The organism is Serratia sp. Ag1 (assembly GCF_000743355.1).
Classification (GTDB): domain Bacteria; phylum Pseudomonadota; class Gammaproteobacteria; order Enterobacterales; family Enterobacteriaceae; genus Chania.
Window position 1 is genome coordinate 24,437 of the sequence record NZ_JQEI01000031.1, and the last position, 17,550, is coordinate 41,986.

The 17,550-nt window shown below is 52.7% G+C and carries 16 protein-coding genes; all 16 read left to right on the forward strand.

Annotated features, from left to right (window positions below; genetic code table 11):
* Nucleotides 1-83: 83 nt before the first annotated feature.
* On the forward strand, nucleotides 84-1,466 hold the full coding sequence (gene atpD / locus IV04_RS18730) for a F0F1 ATP synthase subunit beta (protein ID WP_037404142.1): 1,383 nt from the start codon (nucleotides 84-86) through the stop codon (nucleotides 1,464-1,466).
* Nucleotides 1,467-1,485: 19 nt separating this feature from the next.
* A complete protein-coding gene (locus tag IV04_RS18735) occupies nucleotides 1,486-1,905 on the forward strand; it encodes a F0F1 ATP synthase subunit epsilon (protein WP_004933814.1) in 420 nt (139 codons plus the stop codon).
* A gap of 296 nt (nucleotides 1,906-2,201) precedes the next feature.
* Nucleotides 2,202-3,572: a bifunctional UDP-N-acetylglucosamine diphosphorylase/glucosamine-1-phosphate N-acetyltransferase GlmU gene (gene glmU, locus IV04_RS18740; protein WP_037404141.1), complete on the forward strand. Its 1,371-nt coding sequence runs from the start codon at nucleotides 2,202-2,204 to the stop codon at nucleotides 3,570-3,572.
* Nucleotides 3,573-3,911: 339 nt separating this feature from the next.
* A complete protein-coding gene (glmS, locus tag IV04_RS18745; protein WP_037404140.1) occupies nucleotides 3,912-5,741 on the forward strand; it encodes a glutamine--fructose-6-phosphate transaminase (isomerizing) in 1,830 nt (609 codons plus the stop codon).
* A gap of 312 nt (nucleotides 5,742-6,053) precedes the next feature.
* Nucleotides 6,054-6,737 carry an ABC transporter ATP-binding protein gene (locus tag IV04_RS18750; protein ID WP_037404139.1) on the forward strand — a complete coding sequence of 228 codons (684 nt, stop codon included), beginning with the start codon at nucleotides 6,054-6,056 and terminating at the stop codon, nucleotides 6,735-6,737.
* A 25-nt stretch (nucleotides 6,738-6,762) separates the two neighbouring features.
* Nucleotides 6,763-8,151 (forward strand): ABC transporter permease, encoded by a 1,389-nt coding sequence (locus tag IV04_RS18755; protein ID WP_231566325.1) that lies wholly within the window; start codon nucleotides 6,763-6,765, stop codon nucleotides 8,149-8,151.
* Nucleotides 8,152-8,204: 53 nt separating this feature from the next.
* Nucleotides 8,205-8,975 (forward strand): outer membrane lipoprotein-sorting protein, encoded by a 771-nt coding sequence (locus IV04_RS18760; protein WP_152562914.1) that lies wholly within the window; start codon nucleotides 8,205-8,207, stop codon nucleotides 8,973-8,975.
* A 3-nt stretch (nucleotides 8,976-8,978) separates the two neighbouring features.
* Nucleotides 8,979-10,262, forward strand: coding sequence for a hypothetical protein (locus IV04_RS18765; protein ID WP_037441219.1), 1,284 nt, complete (start codon nucleotides 8,979-8,981; stop codon nucleotides 10,260-10,262).
* Nucleotides 10,263-10,479: 217 nt separating this feature from the next.
* A complete protein-coding gene (gene pstS, locus IV04_RS18770; protein WP_037404134.1) occupies nucleotides 10,480-11,520 on the forward strand; it encodes a phosphate ABC transporter substrate-binding protein PstS in 1,041 nt (346 codons plus the stop codon).
* 93 nt (nucleotides 11,521-11,613) lie between these two features.
* Nucleotides 11,614-12,570, forward strand: a complete 957-nt coding sequence (pstC, locus tag IV04_RS18775; RefSeq protein ID WP_037404133.1) for a phosphate ABC transporter permease PstC — start codon at nucleotides 11,614-11,616, stop codon at nucleotides 12,568-12,570.
* Nucleotide 12,571: 1 nt separating this feature from the next.
* Nucleotides 12,572-13,462: a phosphate ABC transporter permease PstA gene (pstA, locus tag IV04_RS18780; protein WP_037404131.1), complete on the forward strand. Its 891-nt coding sequence runs from the start codon at nucleotides 12,572-12,574 to the stop codon at nucleotides 13,460-13,462.
* Between the two features lie 54 nt (nucleotides 13,463-13,516).
* On the forward strand, nucleotides 13,517-14,287 hold the full coding sequence (gene pstB, locus IV04_RS18785) for a phosphate ABC transporter ATP-binding protein PstB (protein ID WP_369794942.1): 771 nt from the start codon (nucleotides 13,517-13,519) through the stop codon (nucleotides 14,285-14,287).
* Between the two features lie 12 nt (nucleotides 14,288-14,299).
* The gene (phoU, locus tag IV04_RS18790; protein WP_037404129.1) at nucleotides 14,300-15,031 is read left to right on the forward strand and encodes a phosphate signaling complex protein PhoU; all 732 of its coding nucleotides are present in this window, start codon (nucleotides 14,300-14,302) and stop codon (nucleotides 15,029-15,031) included.
* 167 nt (nucleotides 15,032-15,198) lie between these two features.
* A complete protein-coding gene (locus IV04_RS18795; protein WP_037404128.1) occupies nucleotides 15,199-16,038 on the forward strand; it encodes an ABC transporter substrate-binding protein in 840 nt (279 codons plus the stop codon).
* A gap of 41 nt (nucleotides 16,039-16,079) precedes the next feature.
* Nucleotides 16,080-16,805, forward strand: coding sequence for an amino acid ABC transporter permease (locus tag IV04_RS18800; RefSeq protein ID WP_037404127.1), 726 nt, complete (start codon nucleotides 16,080-16,082; stop codon nucleotides 16,803-16,805).
* Between the two features lies 1 nt (nucleotide 16,806).
* The gene (locus tag IV04_RS18805) at nucleotides 16,807-17,547 is read left to right on the forward strand and encodes an amino acid ABC transporter permease (RefSeq protein WP_037404125.1); all 741 of its coding nucleotides are present in this window, start codon (nucleotides 16,807-16,809) and stop codon (nucleotides 17,545-17,547) included.
* Nucleotides 17,548-17,550: the final 3 nt, after the last annotated feature.

The window sequence follows — 17,550 nt, forward strand, 5'->3', positions numbered from 1 at the left end:
TAATAGTTCAGGTTGCGGGGATGCGGCTAACGCAACAGCAATTTGAAATATGACGGGTAAACGAATTACGTAGAGGATTCAAGATGGCTACTGGAAAGATTATCCAGGTAATCGGCGCCGTAGTGGACGTCGAGTTCCCTCAGGATGCCGTACCAAAAGTGTACGATGCTCTTGAGGTCGAAAACGGCACCGAGAAACTGGTGCTGGAAGTTCAGCAGCAGTTGGGTGGTGGCGTGGTTCGCTGTATCGCCATGGGGACCTCAGACGGTCTGCGTCGCGGTCTGAAAGTGACCAACCTGCAGCACCCAATCGAAGTACCGGTAGGTAAAGCTACCCTGGGCCGTATCATGAACGTATTGGGTCAGCCAATCGACATGAAGGGCGACATCGGCGAAGAAGAACGTTGGGCGATTCACCGTCCGGCACCAAGCTACGAAGAGCTGTCGAACTCCCAGGATCTGCTGGAAACCGGTATCAAAGTAATGGACCTGATCTGCCCGTTTGCTAAAGGCGGTAAAGTCGGTCTGTTCGGTGGTGCGGGCGTAGGTAAAACCGTAAACATGATGGAGCTGATCCGTAACATCGCGATCGAGCACTCCGGTTATTCGGTGTTTGCGGGCGTGGGTGAACGTACTCGTGAGGGTAACGACTTCTACCACGAAATGAACGACTCCAACGTACTGGACAAAGTTTCCCTGGTTTACGGCCAGATGAACGAGCCACCAGGTAACCGTCTGCGCGTTGCGTTGACCGGTTTGACCATGGCTGAGAAGTTCCGTGACGAAGGCCGTGATGTTCTGCTGTTCGTGGATAACATTTACCGTTATACCCTGGCCGGTACCGAAGTGTCCGCACTTCTGGGCCGTATGCCATCGGCGGTAGGTTATCAGCCAACGCTGGCGGAAGAGATGGGCGTTCTGCAAGAGCGTATCACCTCAACCAAGACCGGTTCGATCACTTCCGTACAGGCCGTTTACGTGCCTGCGGATGACTTGACTGACCCATCACCAGCCACCACCTTTGCTCACTTGGATGCAACCGTGGTACTGAGCCGTAACATCGCTTCTCTGGGTATCTACCCGGCTGTTGACCCGCTGGATTCCACCAGCCGTCAGCTGGATCCACTGGTTGTTGGCCAGGAGCACTACGACGTCGCGCGTGGCGTGCAGTCTATTCTGCAACGCTATCAGGAACTGAAAGATATTATCGCGATCCTGGGTATGGACGAGCTGTCAGAAGATGACAAGCTGGTGGTATCCCGTGCGCGTAAAATCCAGCGTTTCCTGTCTCAGCCGTTCTTCGTGGCAGAAGTCTTTACCGGTTCTCCGGGCAAGTTCGTATCGCTGAAAGACACCATCCGTGGTTTCAAAGGCATTATGGAAGGCGACTATGACCACCTGCCAGAGCAGGCGTTCTACATGGTTGGCACCATTGAAGAAGCAGTGGAAAAAGCCAAGAAACTGTAACGCCTGAGAGGAGGTTTATATGGCTATGACTTACCATCTGGATGTTGTCAGTGCTGAAAAACAGATGTTTTCCGGCCTGGTGCAGAAGATCCAGGTGACAGGCAGCGAAGGCGAACTGGGGATTTTCCCTGGTCATGCGCCGCTGCTGACTGCCATCAAGCCTGGCATGGTGCGTATTGTTAAACAGCACGGTGAAGAAGAGTTCATCTACCTGTCCGGCGGTATCCTTGAGGTGCAGCCGAGCGTGGTTACCGTGTTGGCGGACACTGCCATCCGTGGAACGGACCTCGACGAAGCTAGAGCGCTGGAAGCGAAGCGTAAAGCTGAAGAGCACATCCGTAGCTCTCATGGTGATGTCGACTATGCTCAGGCATCTGCTGAACTGGCGAAAGCGATCGCGAAACTGCGCGTTATCGAGCTCACCAGAAAAGCGATGTAAAATCCCGGCGTTGTATACAGTGCCTGGAATTAAGAAAGCGGCCCATGTGGTCGCTTTTTTTTTGCTTTAAAATAAGCGTTTCAACCGGGTTGGCATTGTGATGTATTAGCTTGGTCAGCGGGATTAAAGCGTCTCCGATCGCCGACAGTTTTTTTCACCACCGGCTGATATTGTTCCGGTTAGCGGCACGCTTAGAGCCATGCGGCCTGTGCTGAATTTGTGTAGAGAAATATGTAGTATTTTCACCACCAAAGGGTTTTACTTTCGTCCATCAAAATGGAGTTACCAGGTTGCTTATGTCGAACAGCGCAATGAGTGTGGTTATCCTCGCCGCAGGCAAGGGAACACGCATGTATTCCGATCTTCCTAAAGTGTTGCATCCGTTGGCAGGTAAGCCGATGGTGCAGCATGTTATTGATGCAGCCATGAAATTGGGCGCGCAGAAAGTCCATCTGGTCTATGGTCATGGTGGAGATCTGCTGAAAAGCAGGTTAAAGGATAATGCGCTTAGCTGGGTGCTACAGTCGGAACAGTTAGGAACAGGCCATGCGATGCAGCAGGCCGCTCCACATTTCGCCGATAATGAAGACATTCTGATGTTGTATGGCGATGTTCCATTGATTTCAGTCGATACGCTGACGCGCCTGCTGGCGGCAAAACCGCAGGGTGGTATTGGCCTGTTGACGGTAAAACTTGACGATCCGAGCGGGTATGGCCGTATCGTGCGTAACAATGGTGACGTTGTGGGTATCGTCGAGCATAAAGATGCCAGCGATGAGCAGCGTCAGATTAATGAAATCAACACTGGCATTCTGGTGGCGAATGGTCGCGATCTGAAGCGCTGGTTGGGGATGTTGAATAACAATAATGCTCAGGGTGAATTCTACATCACCGATGTTATCGCTCTGGCTCATGCCGACGGCAAAAAGATTGAAACAGTGCATCCCGCACGCTTGAGCGAAGTGGAAGGCGTGAATAATCGCCTGCAATTGTCGCAACTGGAGCGTGTCTATCAGGCCGAACAGGCTGAAAAACTGCTGCTGGCGGGCGTTATGTTGCTGGATCCGGCGCGTTTTGATCTGCGGGGTGAACTAGAACATGGCCGCGATATCTCGATTGATGCCAACGTCATCATTGAAGGCAAGGTTAAGCTGGGCCATCGCGTGCAGATTGGTGCCGGTTGTGTGCTGAAAAATTGCGTAATTGGTGATGATTGCGAAATCAGCCCTTACAGCGTGCTGGAAGATGCGGTACTGGACGCGGCTTGTACGGTGGGCCCGTTTGCCCGTTTGCGCCCAGGCGCAGAGCTGGCTGAAGGTGCACACGTCGGCAACTTTGTGGAAATCAAGAAAGCGCGGTTGGGTAAGGGGTCCAAAGCGGGCCATCTGAGCTATCTGGGTGATGCCGAGATCGGCGCAGATGTGAATATTGGTGCCGGGACGATCACCTGTAATTACGACGGAGCTAACAAGCATAAGACCATTATTGGTGATGGCGTGTTTGTGGGTTCTGATACCCAGTTGGTGGCTCCGGTGTCGGTAGGTAAAGGCTCCACTATTGCTGCTGGCACTACGGTTACCCAGAATATTGCAGAAGATGAACTGGTACTGAGCCGCGTTAAGCAGGTGCATATTCAAGGCTGGCAGCGCCCGGTGAAGAAAAAGTAACTCGTTTCGCCCCCTTCTCCCTGTGGGAGAAGGTTGGGGTGAGGGGAATAAACCACTCCTGCCCCTGTTTTGCTCTGTACTTTTATCCTAGAGCGCAGAGCAAAACATAATAACCCCACCATCTACAGGCTCGGGGATGCACGGTTTACTCGTCATACTTCAAGTTGTATGTGCATTGGCTGCGTTCGTTCGCCCCAGTCACATAGTTATCTATGTTCCTGGGAACTCGCGAACTTGCCGCCTTCCTACAACTCGAATTATTTAGAGTAAAAAAACCGGCGAAATCAGGTCAAGACATCGAAGACGCCCCGAAAGGCGTTTAATTAGGAATACAAACTGATGTGTGGAATTGTAGGCGCAGTAGCGCAACGTGATATTGCAGAGATCCTGTTAGAAGGTTTACGCCGTCTGGAATACCGTGGTTATGACTCTGCGGGGTTGGCTGTGGTTGATGTTGAAGGCAACGTCAGCCGTTTGCGTCGTGTCGGCAAAGTACAAAAACTGGCCGAAGCGGCAGAACAGCATGCTCTGCACGGAGGAACCGGTATTGCTCACACCCGCTGGGCAACGCACGGTGAACCTACCGAAGCGAATGCGCATCCTCATATTTCTGATTACATTACCGTGGTGCACAACGGCATTATCGAAAACCATGAACCGCTGCGTGAACTGCTGGTTGAACGTGGTTACCGCTTTAGCTCAGAAACCGATACCGAAGTGATTGCCCACCTGGTGCATTGGGAGCAAAAACAGGGCGGTACACTGCTGGAAGTGGTTCAGCGAGTGATCCCGCAACTGCGTGGTGCCTATGGTGCCGTCGTGATGGACAGCCGCGATCCGAGCGTATTGGTTGCTGCCCGTTCAGGTAGCCCGTTAGTGATTGGCCGTGGTGTGGGTGAAAACTTTATCGCTTCTGACCAGTTGGCACTGCTGCCGGTAACCCGCCGCTTTATCTTCCTGGAAGAGGGGGATGTGGTGGAAGTAACCCGCCGCACTGTCAGTATTTTTGACAAGCAGGGTAACGCGATTGAGCGCCCAGAGATTGAATCTCAGGTGCAATACGATGCTGGTGATAAAGGCGCGTACCGTCATTACATGCAGAAAGAGATTTTTGAACAGCCAATGGCGCTGAAAAACACCCTTGAAGGGCGTTTCAGCCATGGCCAGATCAATCTGAGTGAACTGGGCCCACGCGCTGATGAGCTGCTGGCAAAAGTGCAACACGTACAGATTATCGCCTGTGGTACTTCTTATCACTCTGGTATGGTGGCGCGTTACTGGTTCGAATCGCTGGCGGGTGTGCCATGCGATGTGGAAATTGCTTCAGAATTCCGTTACCGCAAGTCTGCCGTGCGCCCTGGTAGCCTGATCGTCACCTTGTCTCAGTCTGGTGAAACGGCGGATACGCTGGCTGCACTGCGCCTGTCTAAAGAGTTGGGTTACCTGGGGTCACTGGCGGTGTGTAACGTTGCCGGTTCTTCTCTGGTGCGTGAATCCGATCTGGCCCTGATGACTAAAGCCGGGACCGAAATTGGCGTAGCATCAACCAAAGCCTTCACCACTCAGCTTGCCGTATTGTTGATGCTGGTGGCACGTATTGGCCGCCTCAAAGGCATGGCTGAAAGCGTCGAGCATGAAATTGTTCACGGTTTGCAGGCGCTGCCAGCACGCATTGAGCAGATGTTGTCTCTGGATAAGAGTATTGAAGCGTTGGCGGAAGGTTTCTCTGACAAGCATCACGCACTGTTCCTTGGCCGTGGCGATCAATATCCGATCGCGATGGAAGGGGCGCTGAAGCTGAAAGAAATCTCTTACATCCACGCAGAGGCTTATGCCGCGGGTGAGTTGAAACACGGCCCGTTAGCGCTGATCGATGCGGATATGCCGGTGATTGTGGTGGCGCCAAACAACGAATTGTTGGAGAAGTTGAAGTCCAATATCGAAGAAGTGCGCGCGCGTGGTGGTCAACTGTACGTGTTTGCCGATCAGGATGCCGGTTTTGTCAGCAGTGAAGGCATGACCATCATCCAGTTGCCACATGTTGAAGAGATCGTGGCACCTATTTTCTACACTGTACCGTTGCAGTTGCTGTCCTATTATGTCGCGCTGATCAAAGGTACCGACGTGGATCAGCCGCGTAACCTGGCGAAGTCTGTCACCGTAGAATAACCGCTTGTCAGCCACTAAAAAAACCGGCCTTTGTGCCGGTTTTTTGCATTCCAGTTTTGCCTCTTGGCGCTGCATCGCTGTTTTCCCACCACTCGAATTATTAAAGTAATACCTTTTTTTATTGTGGGCAATTAAGTCTAAGATTATGCTTAATTAACTTTACTTTATCTTAGAATAAGGCTGAATCATATTAGGGATAAATGAATGATTTCTAAATTTTAAAAAAGTAATTTAAATTGTTGAGTGAATGTTATATCGAGTTTGTGGTATATTCGTTAGGAAATAAGGAGTTTTTTCTCAAAGGAGTGAGAAATGTGGGCGGTGGAAATTAAAGAGATTTGCAAGAGTTATTATCTCGGGCAATCCAAGGTAGAGGCACTGAGAGATATTAATATAAAGATTGCCTCTCAGCGTTTCACCGTATTATCTGGCCAATCCGGGAGTGGTAAAACGACGTTATTGAATGTGATTGGGGGGATTGATTGCCCCGATAGTGGTCGTTTGGTTATTGCCGGGCAGGAAATGTCACAGTTAAGTGACGATCAGCGCAGTGCATTTCGCGCTCGTTATTTAGGGTTTATTTTTCAGAACTTTAATTTAATCCCTGTCTTGAACGTTTGGGAGAATGTTGAGATCCCACTCATCCTGCAAGGGACAACCGTTGCACAGCGGAAATCTGTAATTACGAATATGTTGGAAACCGTTGGCTTGGCAGACAAGGCTCGTTCGTTACCGGGGCAACTCTCTGGCGGCCAGCGTCAGCGTGTCGCTATTGCCCGGGCGCTTATCCATCGCCCTTCTTTAGTGTTGGCAGATGAGCCAACCGCTAATCTGGACAGCAAAACCGGCAACTCTATCTTGCAGTTGCTTCGGCGTTTGCAGCAGGAACATTCGGTGACCGTGGTGTTTTCCTCCCATGATCCCCAAGTTATTGCGGAAGCTGATGTTCTTTATAAGGTACATGACGGCAACGTTACCCAGATTGCAATGCAGTAAGTTTCCCGCTGGAGAAATAATCACCATGCAAACATTCAAGCTAGCCTTACGCAATTTACTACGCAACAGGCGGCGGACTTTTTCGACCCTTTGTGCAATTATCGTTGGCGCCATCGGCATTCTGTTGTTCGGTGGCTATAACCGCTCTATTGAATATAGTTTGCAAACAACTTTTGTCCGCGATACCGGCCACCTGCAAATTCAACACAAAGACTATTTATTGTACGGAACGGCCAACCCGGCAGAATATAGCATCAAGCACTACCAGAAAATCATGGCGTTAATTGATAAAGACCCCGAATTACGCGAGATGGTCGTGGTCAGCACGCCTGTGTTGATCCTCAATGGTATTGCCGGGAACTATGCTGCGGGCACCTCTCGGCCAGTATTAATTTATGGCAGTGAAGCGGCAGGGCAGGAGGCTCTGAACCAATGGGACGAATACCATCTTGGCAAAGGGATCCGTGATAACACTCTCAGTGCGAAGGAACCCAATGCAGCATTGATTGGTACAGGGGTGGCCCGCATGTTGCAGTTGTGTGGTTTTATCGCCGATCAGCTCTGTGGCAGTTCAGCCCCTCTGGCAGAGAGCGGCAGCACAGAGTTGCCTGACGATCTGCAACTGCTGGCGCAGCAGACGCATGAACAAAGGGAACCAGCTGCCGAAGATCAAATTGAACTTTTGGCCGCCTCGGTTGGTGGGGCACCCAACATCATTCGTGTAAAGGTGGAAACCGTTCAACCGCAGGCTGCCAGAGAGCTGGACGACAGCTACGTCGGCATCCATTTGGCGCAGGCTCAGCAACTGGTTTTTGGGCGTGAGCAGCCTGGCGTCACGGCGATTAATCTGCAGTTGCGTAATACAGAACAATTAGAGGCTGCACGCACGCGTTTGCAACAATTGTTCCAGACCTCGTTAGCTGATGAGCCTCTCGCTGTATACGATTTTTCTCAGTTGCAGCCGTTGTACAGCCAGATCCTGGACATGTTTGGCAAGATTTTCCATTTCCTGCTGGTACTCATCCTGTGTATTGCGCTGTTTACCATCAGCAACACGATGAGCATGGCTGTCATGGAGCGTACGGCTGAGATCGGCACGCTGCGTGCGGTGGGGCTGAAACGCCAGGATATCCAGCGCCTGTTCCTGAATGAAGGCGTCCTGCTCGGCATTATCGGTTGTATTGCCGGTATCATTATTTCGCTGTTTTTGGCTTATATCATTAACCGTTCCGGCCTCACCTGGCATCCGCCGGGCGTTATTTCACCGATCCCGATCAGGATACGCATCTGGGGGGAATGGACGATGCTGTTAAGCGTGCTGGTTATCCTGATGTTAGCCGCGGTGTGTTCATCTTGGTGGCCTGCCCGGCGAGCAGCCAACGTTCATATTGTACAAGCGCTGCGCCATGCCTGATCCCATCGCAATGGATGGTGGGATATTGTTCACTTACACGGAAGATTTACCTAATGAAGCTTTGCTTAATCTCTGGTCTTTTATTCAGCCTGTTTACCGGTGGCCAAGCATTGGCTGCGCTCGATGCTCAGGAAATATTGAAAAAAAGTGATGAGGTTCGTAACCCCGATCGCTCTTTTAGCCTGAGTACCGTTCTGGTCAGCTATAAAAATGGCAAACAGCATGAGACCAGCACATTGCGTCTATATTCTCGTGCCTATCCGAGTGGCCAGTTTCGCAGCCTGGTGAAGTTTATCAGCCCGCAGCGCGATGCCGGTAAGTTGACCTTGAAAAGCGGCAGGGATCTGTGGCTTTACGATCCGGTCAGCCAGGCCAGTGTGCCGATTTCGCCACAGCAACGTCTGCTGGGGCAGGCCGCCAATGGTGATGTGGTGACGGCAAACTGGAGTTACGACTATCAGGCCACTTTAGCCGGTGAAGAGCAGGTGTTGGACGGGGAACGCAAGCAGCGTGATTGTTATCGCCTGCATCTGGTGGCCCGTCATCAGGATGCGGCCTATCCGTCGATGGATCTCTGGGTAGACAAACAGGACTTCAAAAGCTGCAAAGCCGAGTTTTACGCTGTGAACGGCAATTTATTGAAGACCACCTATTTTCGTCGTTACCAGCCAGTGCTTGGTGGCGATCGCCCGACAGAGGCGGTGATTATTGATGGGGTAAACTCACAGTTGGTTACCGTGCTCAAGCATCAGGATTTCGCCTGGTACGATGTTCCTGAAGCCTGGTTACAGCGGGATTACCTGCCACATTTCAAGGATGACTAGTGGATGAACAGAGCGCGATACTCTTCTTTGTCATGGATGGTGGCATTATCGGTTCTCTATGGCCAGTCTGCCCATGCAGAAGATGCTACGCTGGCGGCTCTGGATCTGGCTGACAACACCTCGTTTTCACTCATAAAGAGCAAAAAGCTCAACATGATGGCGGAAGCGGCCACCAGCATGAAAGAGAACGGTGGCAATGCGCAACGTGTTTCTATCGATCTGCGTTGGGATGCGCCTTTGACCGCTAATCCTTCTCAGGATTGGCGTTTTATATTGGCTAACCGTTTTGACAGCCATTTCTCCCCGGCCTTGCGTAGTGACAGCAGCGTGAACTCGCTGAAAGAAGCCTACCTGGCTTATAAAGTGACGCCGCGCCTGCTGTTAGATGCGGGCCGGGTCAATACGCGCTATGGCCTGGCATTTGGTTACAATCCTACCGATTTCCTTGGGCAGGGTACGGTGCGCTCGGTTACCTCTGCCGATCCTGAAACACTGAGAAATAACCGTTTGGGCAATGCCATGCTCCGTTGGCAGTATCTTTGGGATAAGGCTGCTTTTACGGCTATTTGGTCACCCAAGCTCAGCGAACAGCCAAGCCAGCAAAGTGCCAGCCTGGATTGGGGTGCCAGCAACTCCAGACAGCGTATTTTGCTGGTGGGCAGCTATCAATTTGCAGAGAATCTGAATCCACAAGGGTTGTTTTTGCAAGAGCAAGGCCGCTCGCCGCAGTTGGGTTTCAACCTTTCCAGGGTACTGTCCCATTCCACTCTGTTTTACACCGAATGGGCTGGTGGGCGGCAGGCTTACGCTTGGCAAACTTCCTGGCCGGAACAGCAGCAGGAAGTCCGCTGGCGTAACCGCTTGGCCTATGGTTTCACCTGGAGCGGTGAAAACCGGTTAACGCTACGTGCCGAAGGCCACTACAACGGGAGTGCGGATAATCAGCGAGCCTTGGGTTTCTTCTCCAATTTGCCATCTTATGCTACGGCACAAGGTAACATCTCTCTCGGTGAGTCCCAGCAGCAGGTGCAAAACGGGCTGATGCCGCGCCGCTCCGTGCTGTTCCAGGCCTATTGGAAAGATGCTGTTGATAATTACGATATCAACGCCATCTGGCAGCGCGATCTGCAGCGGCAGCGTAATATGGGGTTTGCTGAGGTGCGTCGCCATATCGGCCCGGTGGACTTGGCGGTGCAATGGCAGAAAGTCTATCGTATGGATGCAACACAATGGGGGCAGCCGAGCCCAGAACGGCGTTGGCAATTGTTACTCAACTACTATTTTTAAACCCGATCGCAATATAAATCTGGCTGGCAGTGACGCACTGCCATTTTTATTTCATTGATTTTAAACTGGATTTGTAGGTTTCTGTTCGTTGTAATACAACTGTCATATTTCATACATTTTTCTGTCACGAAACTGTCCTATTTTCCCTCCTGCAACAATACTTACTCTGATGAAAACAACCCAAAGTTGATTTTTGAATATCCCATTAGGAGGGATTATGAAACTGATGCGTACTACCGTCGCCGGTATTGTGGCAGCGACTTTCTCCCTGGCCTCTGTGTCTGCGTTCGCTGCTGCCAGCTTGACCGGTGCAGGTGCGACATTTCCCGCGCCGGTTTACGCCAAGTGGGCAGATTCTTATCAGAAAGAGACTGGCAACAAAGTTAACTATCAGGGGATTGGCTCCTCCGGCGGTGTGAAGCAAATCATTGCCAATACCGTTGATTTTGGTGCTTCTGATGCACCGCTGTCGGACGACAAACTGGCTGCCGACGGCCTGTTCCAGTTCCCTACCGTGATTGGCGGTGTGGTGCTGGCCGTGAACATTCCTGGCATCAAGTCTGGTGAATTGACCCTTGATGGCCAAACCCTGGGTGATATTTATCTGGGTAACATCAAAAAATGGAATGACCCGGCGATCGTTAAGCTGAACCCTGACGTCAAGCTGCCGGATCAGAACATTGCTGTCGTCCGCCGCGCGGACGGTTCTGGCACCTCCTTCGTCTTCACCAGCTACCTGTCTAAAGCCAACTCGCAGTGGAAAGAGAATATCGGCGCAGGTTCAACCGTTAACTGGCCAACCGGGCTGGGTGGTAAAGGCAACGACGGCATCGCGGCGTTCGTTCAGCGCCTGCCGGGTTCTATCGGCTATGTTGAATACGCTTACGCTAAGCAAAACAACCTGGCATACACTAAACTGATCTCAGCAGACGGCCAACCGGTTAGCCCAACTGAAGAGAGCTTCAGCGCAGCGGCCAAGGGCGCGGACTGGAGTAAAACTTTTGCTCAGGATCTGACCAACCAGAAAGGCGACAACGTCTGGCCGATCACCTCCACCACCTTCATTCTGATGCACAAAGAGCAGAAGAAGCCTGAGCAAGGCGCAGAAGTGCTGAAGTTCTTTGACTGGGCTTACAAAACCGGTGCCAAGCAAGCCAGCGACTTGGATTATGCTCCACTGCCTGCGGAAGTGGTTGAGCAGATCCGTGCCGCCTGGAGAACCAACATTAAAGACAGTTCCGGTAAAGCCTTGTTCTAACTATGCAGGGGGTGCGGAATTTACCGCGCCTCAGCCTGATGTGTCAGGGCTCAGCGTGCTGGGCCCTCCTAGCTTTAAACAGAAGAGTAACCTATGGCTGGATCTAAGCCGACCATGAAAGCACCAAGTAAGAATGGTGACATTATCTTCAGCGCGCTGGTTAAACTGGCGGCGCTGATTACCCTATTGTTACTGGGCGGCATTATTGTTTCGCTGATTATTGCCTCCTGGCCGAGCATGCAGAAGTTCGGCTTCGCCTTCCTGTGGACCAAAGAGTGGGATGCACCGGCTGAACAGTTTGGTGCGCTGGTGCCGATCTACGGCACGGTGGTGACCTCACTGATTGCGTTGCTGATCGCCGTACCGGTCAGCTTTGGGATCGCCCTGTTCCTGACCGAGTTGGCTCCTAACTGGCTGAAGCGCCCACTGGGTATTGCCATTGAGCTGCTGGCGGCGATCCCCAGCATTGTTTACGGCATGTGGGGCCTGTTCGTGTTCGCTCCGCTGTTTGCCCAATATTTCCAGACCCCGGTGGGCAACGTGCTCTCCGGCATCCCGATTGTCGGTGAGCTGTTCTCCGGCCCGGCGTTTGGTATCGGCATCCTGGCCGCTGGGGTGATCCTGGCGATTATGATTATTCCTTACATTGCCGCAGTCATGCGCGATGTGTTCGAACAAACCCCGGTGATGATGAAAGAGTCGGCCTACGGCATCGGTTGTACTACCTGGGAAGTGATCTCGCGCATCGTACTACCGTTCACCAAAAACGGCGTGATTGGCGGCATCATGCTGGGGCTAGGCCGTGCGCTGGGGGAAACCATGGCGGTGACCTTTATCATCGGTAATACCTACCAGCTCGACAGCTTCTCGCTGTTTATGCCGGGCAACAGCATCACCTCGGCGCTGGCTAACGAATTTGCCGAAGCAGAGTCCGGGTTGCACACTTCTGCGTTAATGCAGTTGGGGCTGATCCTGTTTGTGATCACCTTTATCGTCCTTGCGCTATCGAAATTTATGGTAATGCGCCTGGCTAAGAACGAGGGACGCTAACGTGGCAACGATGGATATGCAAAACCCTGCGGCACTGGCAGAAAGCCGCCGCAAAATGCAGGCCTGGCGCCGCCAGAAGAACCGTATTGCGCTGTTCCTGTCGATGGCGACGATGGCATTTGGCCTGTTCTGGCTGGTGTGGATCCTGTTTTCTACCGTCACCAAAGGCATCGACGGCATGTCGCTGGCGCTGTTCACTGAAATGACGCCGCCGCCGAACACCGCAGGTGGTGGCTTGGCGAACGCTATCGCCGGTAGCGGCCTGCTGATCCTGTGGGCGACCATTTTTGGCACCCCACTGGGCATTATGGCGGGGATCTACCTGGCGGAATATGGCCGTAAATCCTGGCTGGCGGAAGTGATCCGTTTTATTAACGACATTCTGTTGTCTGCGCCATCCATCGTGGTGGGGTTGTTTGTTTACACCGTGGTCGTGGCGAAAATGCAGCACTTCTCTGGTTGGGCGGGGATTATCGCGCTGGCCTTACTGCAGATCCCGATCGTTATTCGCACCACTGAGAACATGCTCAAACTGGTGCCGGATACGCTGCGCGAAGCGGCCTACGCGTTGGGTACGCCGAAATGGCGCATGATCTCGGCGATCACCTTGAAGGCTTCGGTTTCTGGCATCATCACTGGCGTGTTGTTGGCGATTGCGCGTATTGCGGGTGAAACCGCGCCGCTGCTGTTTACCTCGCTGTCGAACCAGTTCTGGAGCACGAATTTGATGCAGCCAATCGCCAACCTGCCGGTGACCATTTTCAAATTCGCCATGAGCCCGTTTGCCGAATGGCAACAGCTGGCTTGGGCGGGGGTGCTGTTGATCACCCTGTGCGTACTGTTACTGAACATCCTGGCGCGTGTGATTTTCGCCAAGAAAAAGCATTCATAAAAATTTAAGCGCCAGCCTGGCTGGCGCGGTGAAAAGAGAGAAGTCTTGATGAGTATGGTTGACTCTACTTCCAGCAGCAAAATTCAGGTACGCGATCTGAATTTTTATTACGGCAAATTCCATGCGCTGAAAAACATCACGCTGGATATCGCCAAGAATAAAGTGACCGCGTTTATCGGCCCGTCCGGCTGTGGTAAATCCACGCTGCTGCGCACCTTCAACAAGATGTATCAGCTCTACCCAGAGCAGCGTGCTGAAGGCGGTATCCTGTTGGATGGGCAGAATATTCTGACCGATAACCAGGATATTGCCCTGCTGCGCGCCAAAGTGGGTATGGTGTTCCAGAAACCAACGCCGTTCCCGATGTCGATTTACGACAACATCGCTTTCGGTGTGCGCCTGTTCGAGAAGCTGTCGCGTGCCGATATGGACGAACGCGTGCAGTGGGCGTTAACCAAGGCGGCGCTGTGGACCGAAACCAAAGACAAGCTGCACCAGAGTGGCTATAGCCTGTCCGGTGGCCAGCAGCAGCGTTTGTGCATCGCGCGCGGTATTGCCATTCGCCCGGAAGTGCTGTTGCTGGATGAACCTTGCTCGGCATTGGATCCGATCTCGACCGGCAAGATTGAAGAACTGATCAGCGAGCTGAAGTCTGACTACACCGTGGTGATTGTGACCCACAATATGCAACAGGCGGCGCGCTGTTCTGATTCCACTGCATTTATGTATCTGGGTGAGCTGATCGAGTTCAGCGATACTGACACCCTGTTCACTGCGCCACAAAAGAAGCAGACCGAAGATTACATTACTGGCCGTTATGGTTGATGAGGATGCATCATGGATAACCTGAATTTAAACAAACATATTTCTGGCCAGTTCAACGCAGAACTCGAGCACATCCGCACTCAGGTCTTGACCATGGGTGGGCTGGTGGAACAGCAACTGACCGACGCGATCACCGCAATGCATAATCAGGACGGTGAGTTAGCCAAGCGCGTGGTTGAAGGTGATGCCAAGGTTAATATGATGGAAGTGGCGATCGACGAAGCCTGCGTGCGCATCATTGCCAAACGCCAGCCCACCGCCAGCGACCTGCGTTTGGTGATGGCGATCATCAAAACCATTTCCGAGCTGGAACGTATCGGCGACGTGGCGGATAAAATCTGCCGCACCGCTTTGGAGAAATTCTCCCAGCAGCATCAGCCATTGCTGGTGAGCTTGGAATCGCTTGGCCGCCACACCGTGCAGATGCTGCATGACGTGTTGGATGCTTTTGCGCGTATGGATCTGGACGAAGCGATTCGTATTTACCGCGAAGACAAAAAGGTCGATCAGGAATATGAAGGTATCGTGCGCCAACTGATGACCTACATGATGGAAGATTCACGCACCATTCCAAGCGTGCTGACCGCCCTGTTCTGCGCCCGCTCGATTGAGCGGATTGGCGATCGTTGCCAGAATATCTGCGAATTTATCTTCTACTTTGTTAAAGGCCAGGACTTCCGCCATCTGGGCGGCGATGCGTTGGAAACGCTGTTGGCTGAAAACAAAGATGAGAAGAAACAGTAATTTTGCCAATGTGTTACACCCAAAGGCGCTGAAAACAGCGCCTTTGGTGCATTAAGAGGCCACAAATATCAAATGGTTATAAATATAGCGTTTAATATTATTTCCTGACCTAAGTGAGGCTTGCTAGCTTGTCAGCCAGCACAACATTCATCCATTAGGAGCCTCTTATGAAACAGCGCGTTCTCGCCTTAACCTTGTTAGCCAGCCTGAGCAGTCTTGTTGTAGGGGCTGCCCATGCCGACAAACTCGACGATATTAAAAAAGCTGGCGTGGTGCGTATCGCGGTATTCGACAGTAATCCACCGTTTGGCTATATCGATCCGCAAAGCAAAAAGCTGGTGGGTTATGACGTCGATGTGGCTAACGCCATCGGCAAAGCGCTGGGGGTGAAAGTGGAACTGCGCGCCACCAACCCGGCCAACCGTATTCCTCTGCTGGTGTCCAAAAAGGTGGATCTGATTGCCGCCAACTTCACCATCACCGATGAGCGAGCCAAAGAAGTGAACTTCAGCGTGCCATATTTCGCCACCGGCCAGAAGTTCATCGCCCATAAAGGCGTGCTGAAAACCCCGGAAGACATCAAAAACCTACGCATTGGCGCAGATAAAGGTACGGTGCAGGAAATTACCCTGCGCGAGCATTACCCTACCGCCAAAGTGATCTCTTATGACGACACGCCGCTGGCGTTTGTGGCCCTGCGTAACGGCAACGTACAGGCGATTACTCAGGATGATGCCAAGCTGGTTGGCCTACTGGGTAATCTGCCTGCGGCGCAAAAAGCGGATTTCGAGATTTCCCCGTTCAGTATCACCAAAGAGTACCAGGGCGTGGGTATTCCTAAAGGTGAAGAGCGCCTGACTGCCACCATTAACGATACGCTGATCAAACTGGAACAAGGGGGTGAAGCGGTGAAGCTTTACGATCGCTGGTTTGGCCCGGAAACCAATTCTGCCCAGCCGCGTGGCAGCTTCAAGATCGGCCCGTTGGATCAACAGCCTAAAGCTTAATCTCCCGAGGCCCTTCCTTATTGAGGAGGGGTATACCGCATATGAATTTGCAACAACTCTCAGATTGGCTGCTGGCACCGCAATATCTGAGCTGGCTCTGGCATGGCTTCCTGCTGACGCTTTGGCTATCGGCCTGCGCCGGGCTGGCTGCGACGCTGCTGGGATTGGTGCTGGCAGCCATGCGCGATAGCCCTCTCCGCCCGTTAAGCGGGTTGGCAGTGGCTTACAGCGCGCTGTTTCGTAATACTCCTCTGCTGGTGCAACTGTTCTTCTGGTATTTCGCCGCCGGGCAAATTCTGCCCTCAGCCGCTATGCAGTGGCTGAATACTCCGCACGCTTTGGGATGGATCGAATGGCCATCATTTGAATTTCTGGCGGGTTTCTTTGGCCTGACGCTCTATTCCACCGCCTTTATTGCTGAGGAGATCCGCTCTGGCATCCGTGGCGTTGCCGCTGGGCAAAAGCATGCCGCCCATGCATTAGGGCTGACTGGCTGGCAATCTATGCGTTATGTGGTGTTGCCGCAGGCGCTGAAAATCGCTTTCCCGCCTCTTTTGGGGCAGTACATGAATGTGATCAAGAATTCATCCCTGACCATGGCCATCGGCGTGGCGGAGCTGTCTTACGCTTCGCGCCAGGTAGAAACCGAAACCCTGCGCACCTTCCAGGCGTTTGGCGTGGCAACGGTGTTGTATATCGCCATCATTGCTCTGCTGGAAGGGTGGGGCATGTGGCGTCAACAGCGTAAACCGCTTGGGGGGCACTAAGATGGATTTCACCGTTATCCACGAGAATTTAGGTTACCTGCTGTGGGGGACTTTTCCCGATGGGCCATTGGGTGGTGCGGCGCTGACGTTGGCGATCAGCCTGATGGCTGGGGTCGCCTCGGCGATCTTGGGTACTTTACTGGGGGTAGCGCTGGCGATGTCGCGCGGGGTGCTGGCGGGGTTACTGGCGGCGCTGTTGGGTTTCTTCCGCGCTATCCCGGTGATCATGCTGATTTTCTGGACCTATTTCTTACTGCCGATGGTGTTCGGTGTAGACATTCCAGAAATTACCACCGTCGTGTGCGCGCTGGCGCTGATCGCCTCGGCCTATCTGGCTCATGCGGTCAAAGCGGGGATTGTCGCCATCGGGGCTGGGCAATGGCAGGCGGGGCTTTCTTTGGGGCTGAACCGCTGGCAGGTGCTGCGGATGATTGTCTTGCCGCAGGCGCTGCGCATGATGGTGCCTTCGTTTATCAACCAGTGGATCTCGTTGATTAAAGATACTTCGCTGGCTTATATCGTCGGCGTCGGGGAGCTGACGTTCCTGGCAACCCAAGTGAATAACCGCAGTATGGTGTATCCGATGGAAGTGTTCCTGTTTGTGGCGCTGGTGTATTTCATCTTTTGCCTTGCGTTGGATGTGCTGGCGAATGGGTTAAACCAGCGTTTTAGCCCACAAACTCAGGTGCTGAAACGCGGTTGGCGCTGGTGGCGCAACCGACTACCCTTACCGACCAGCTAAGCT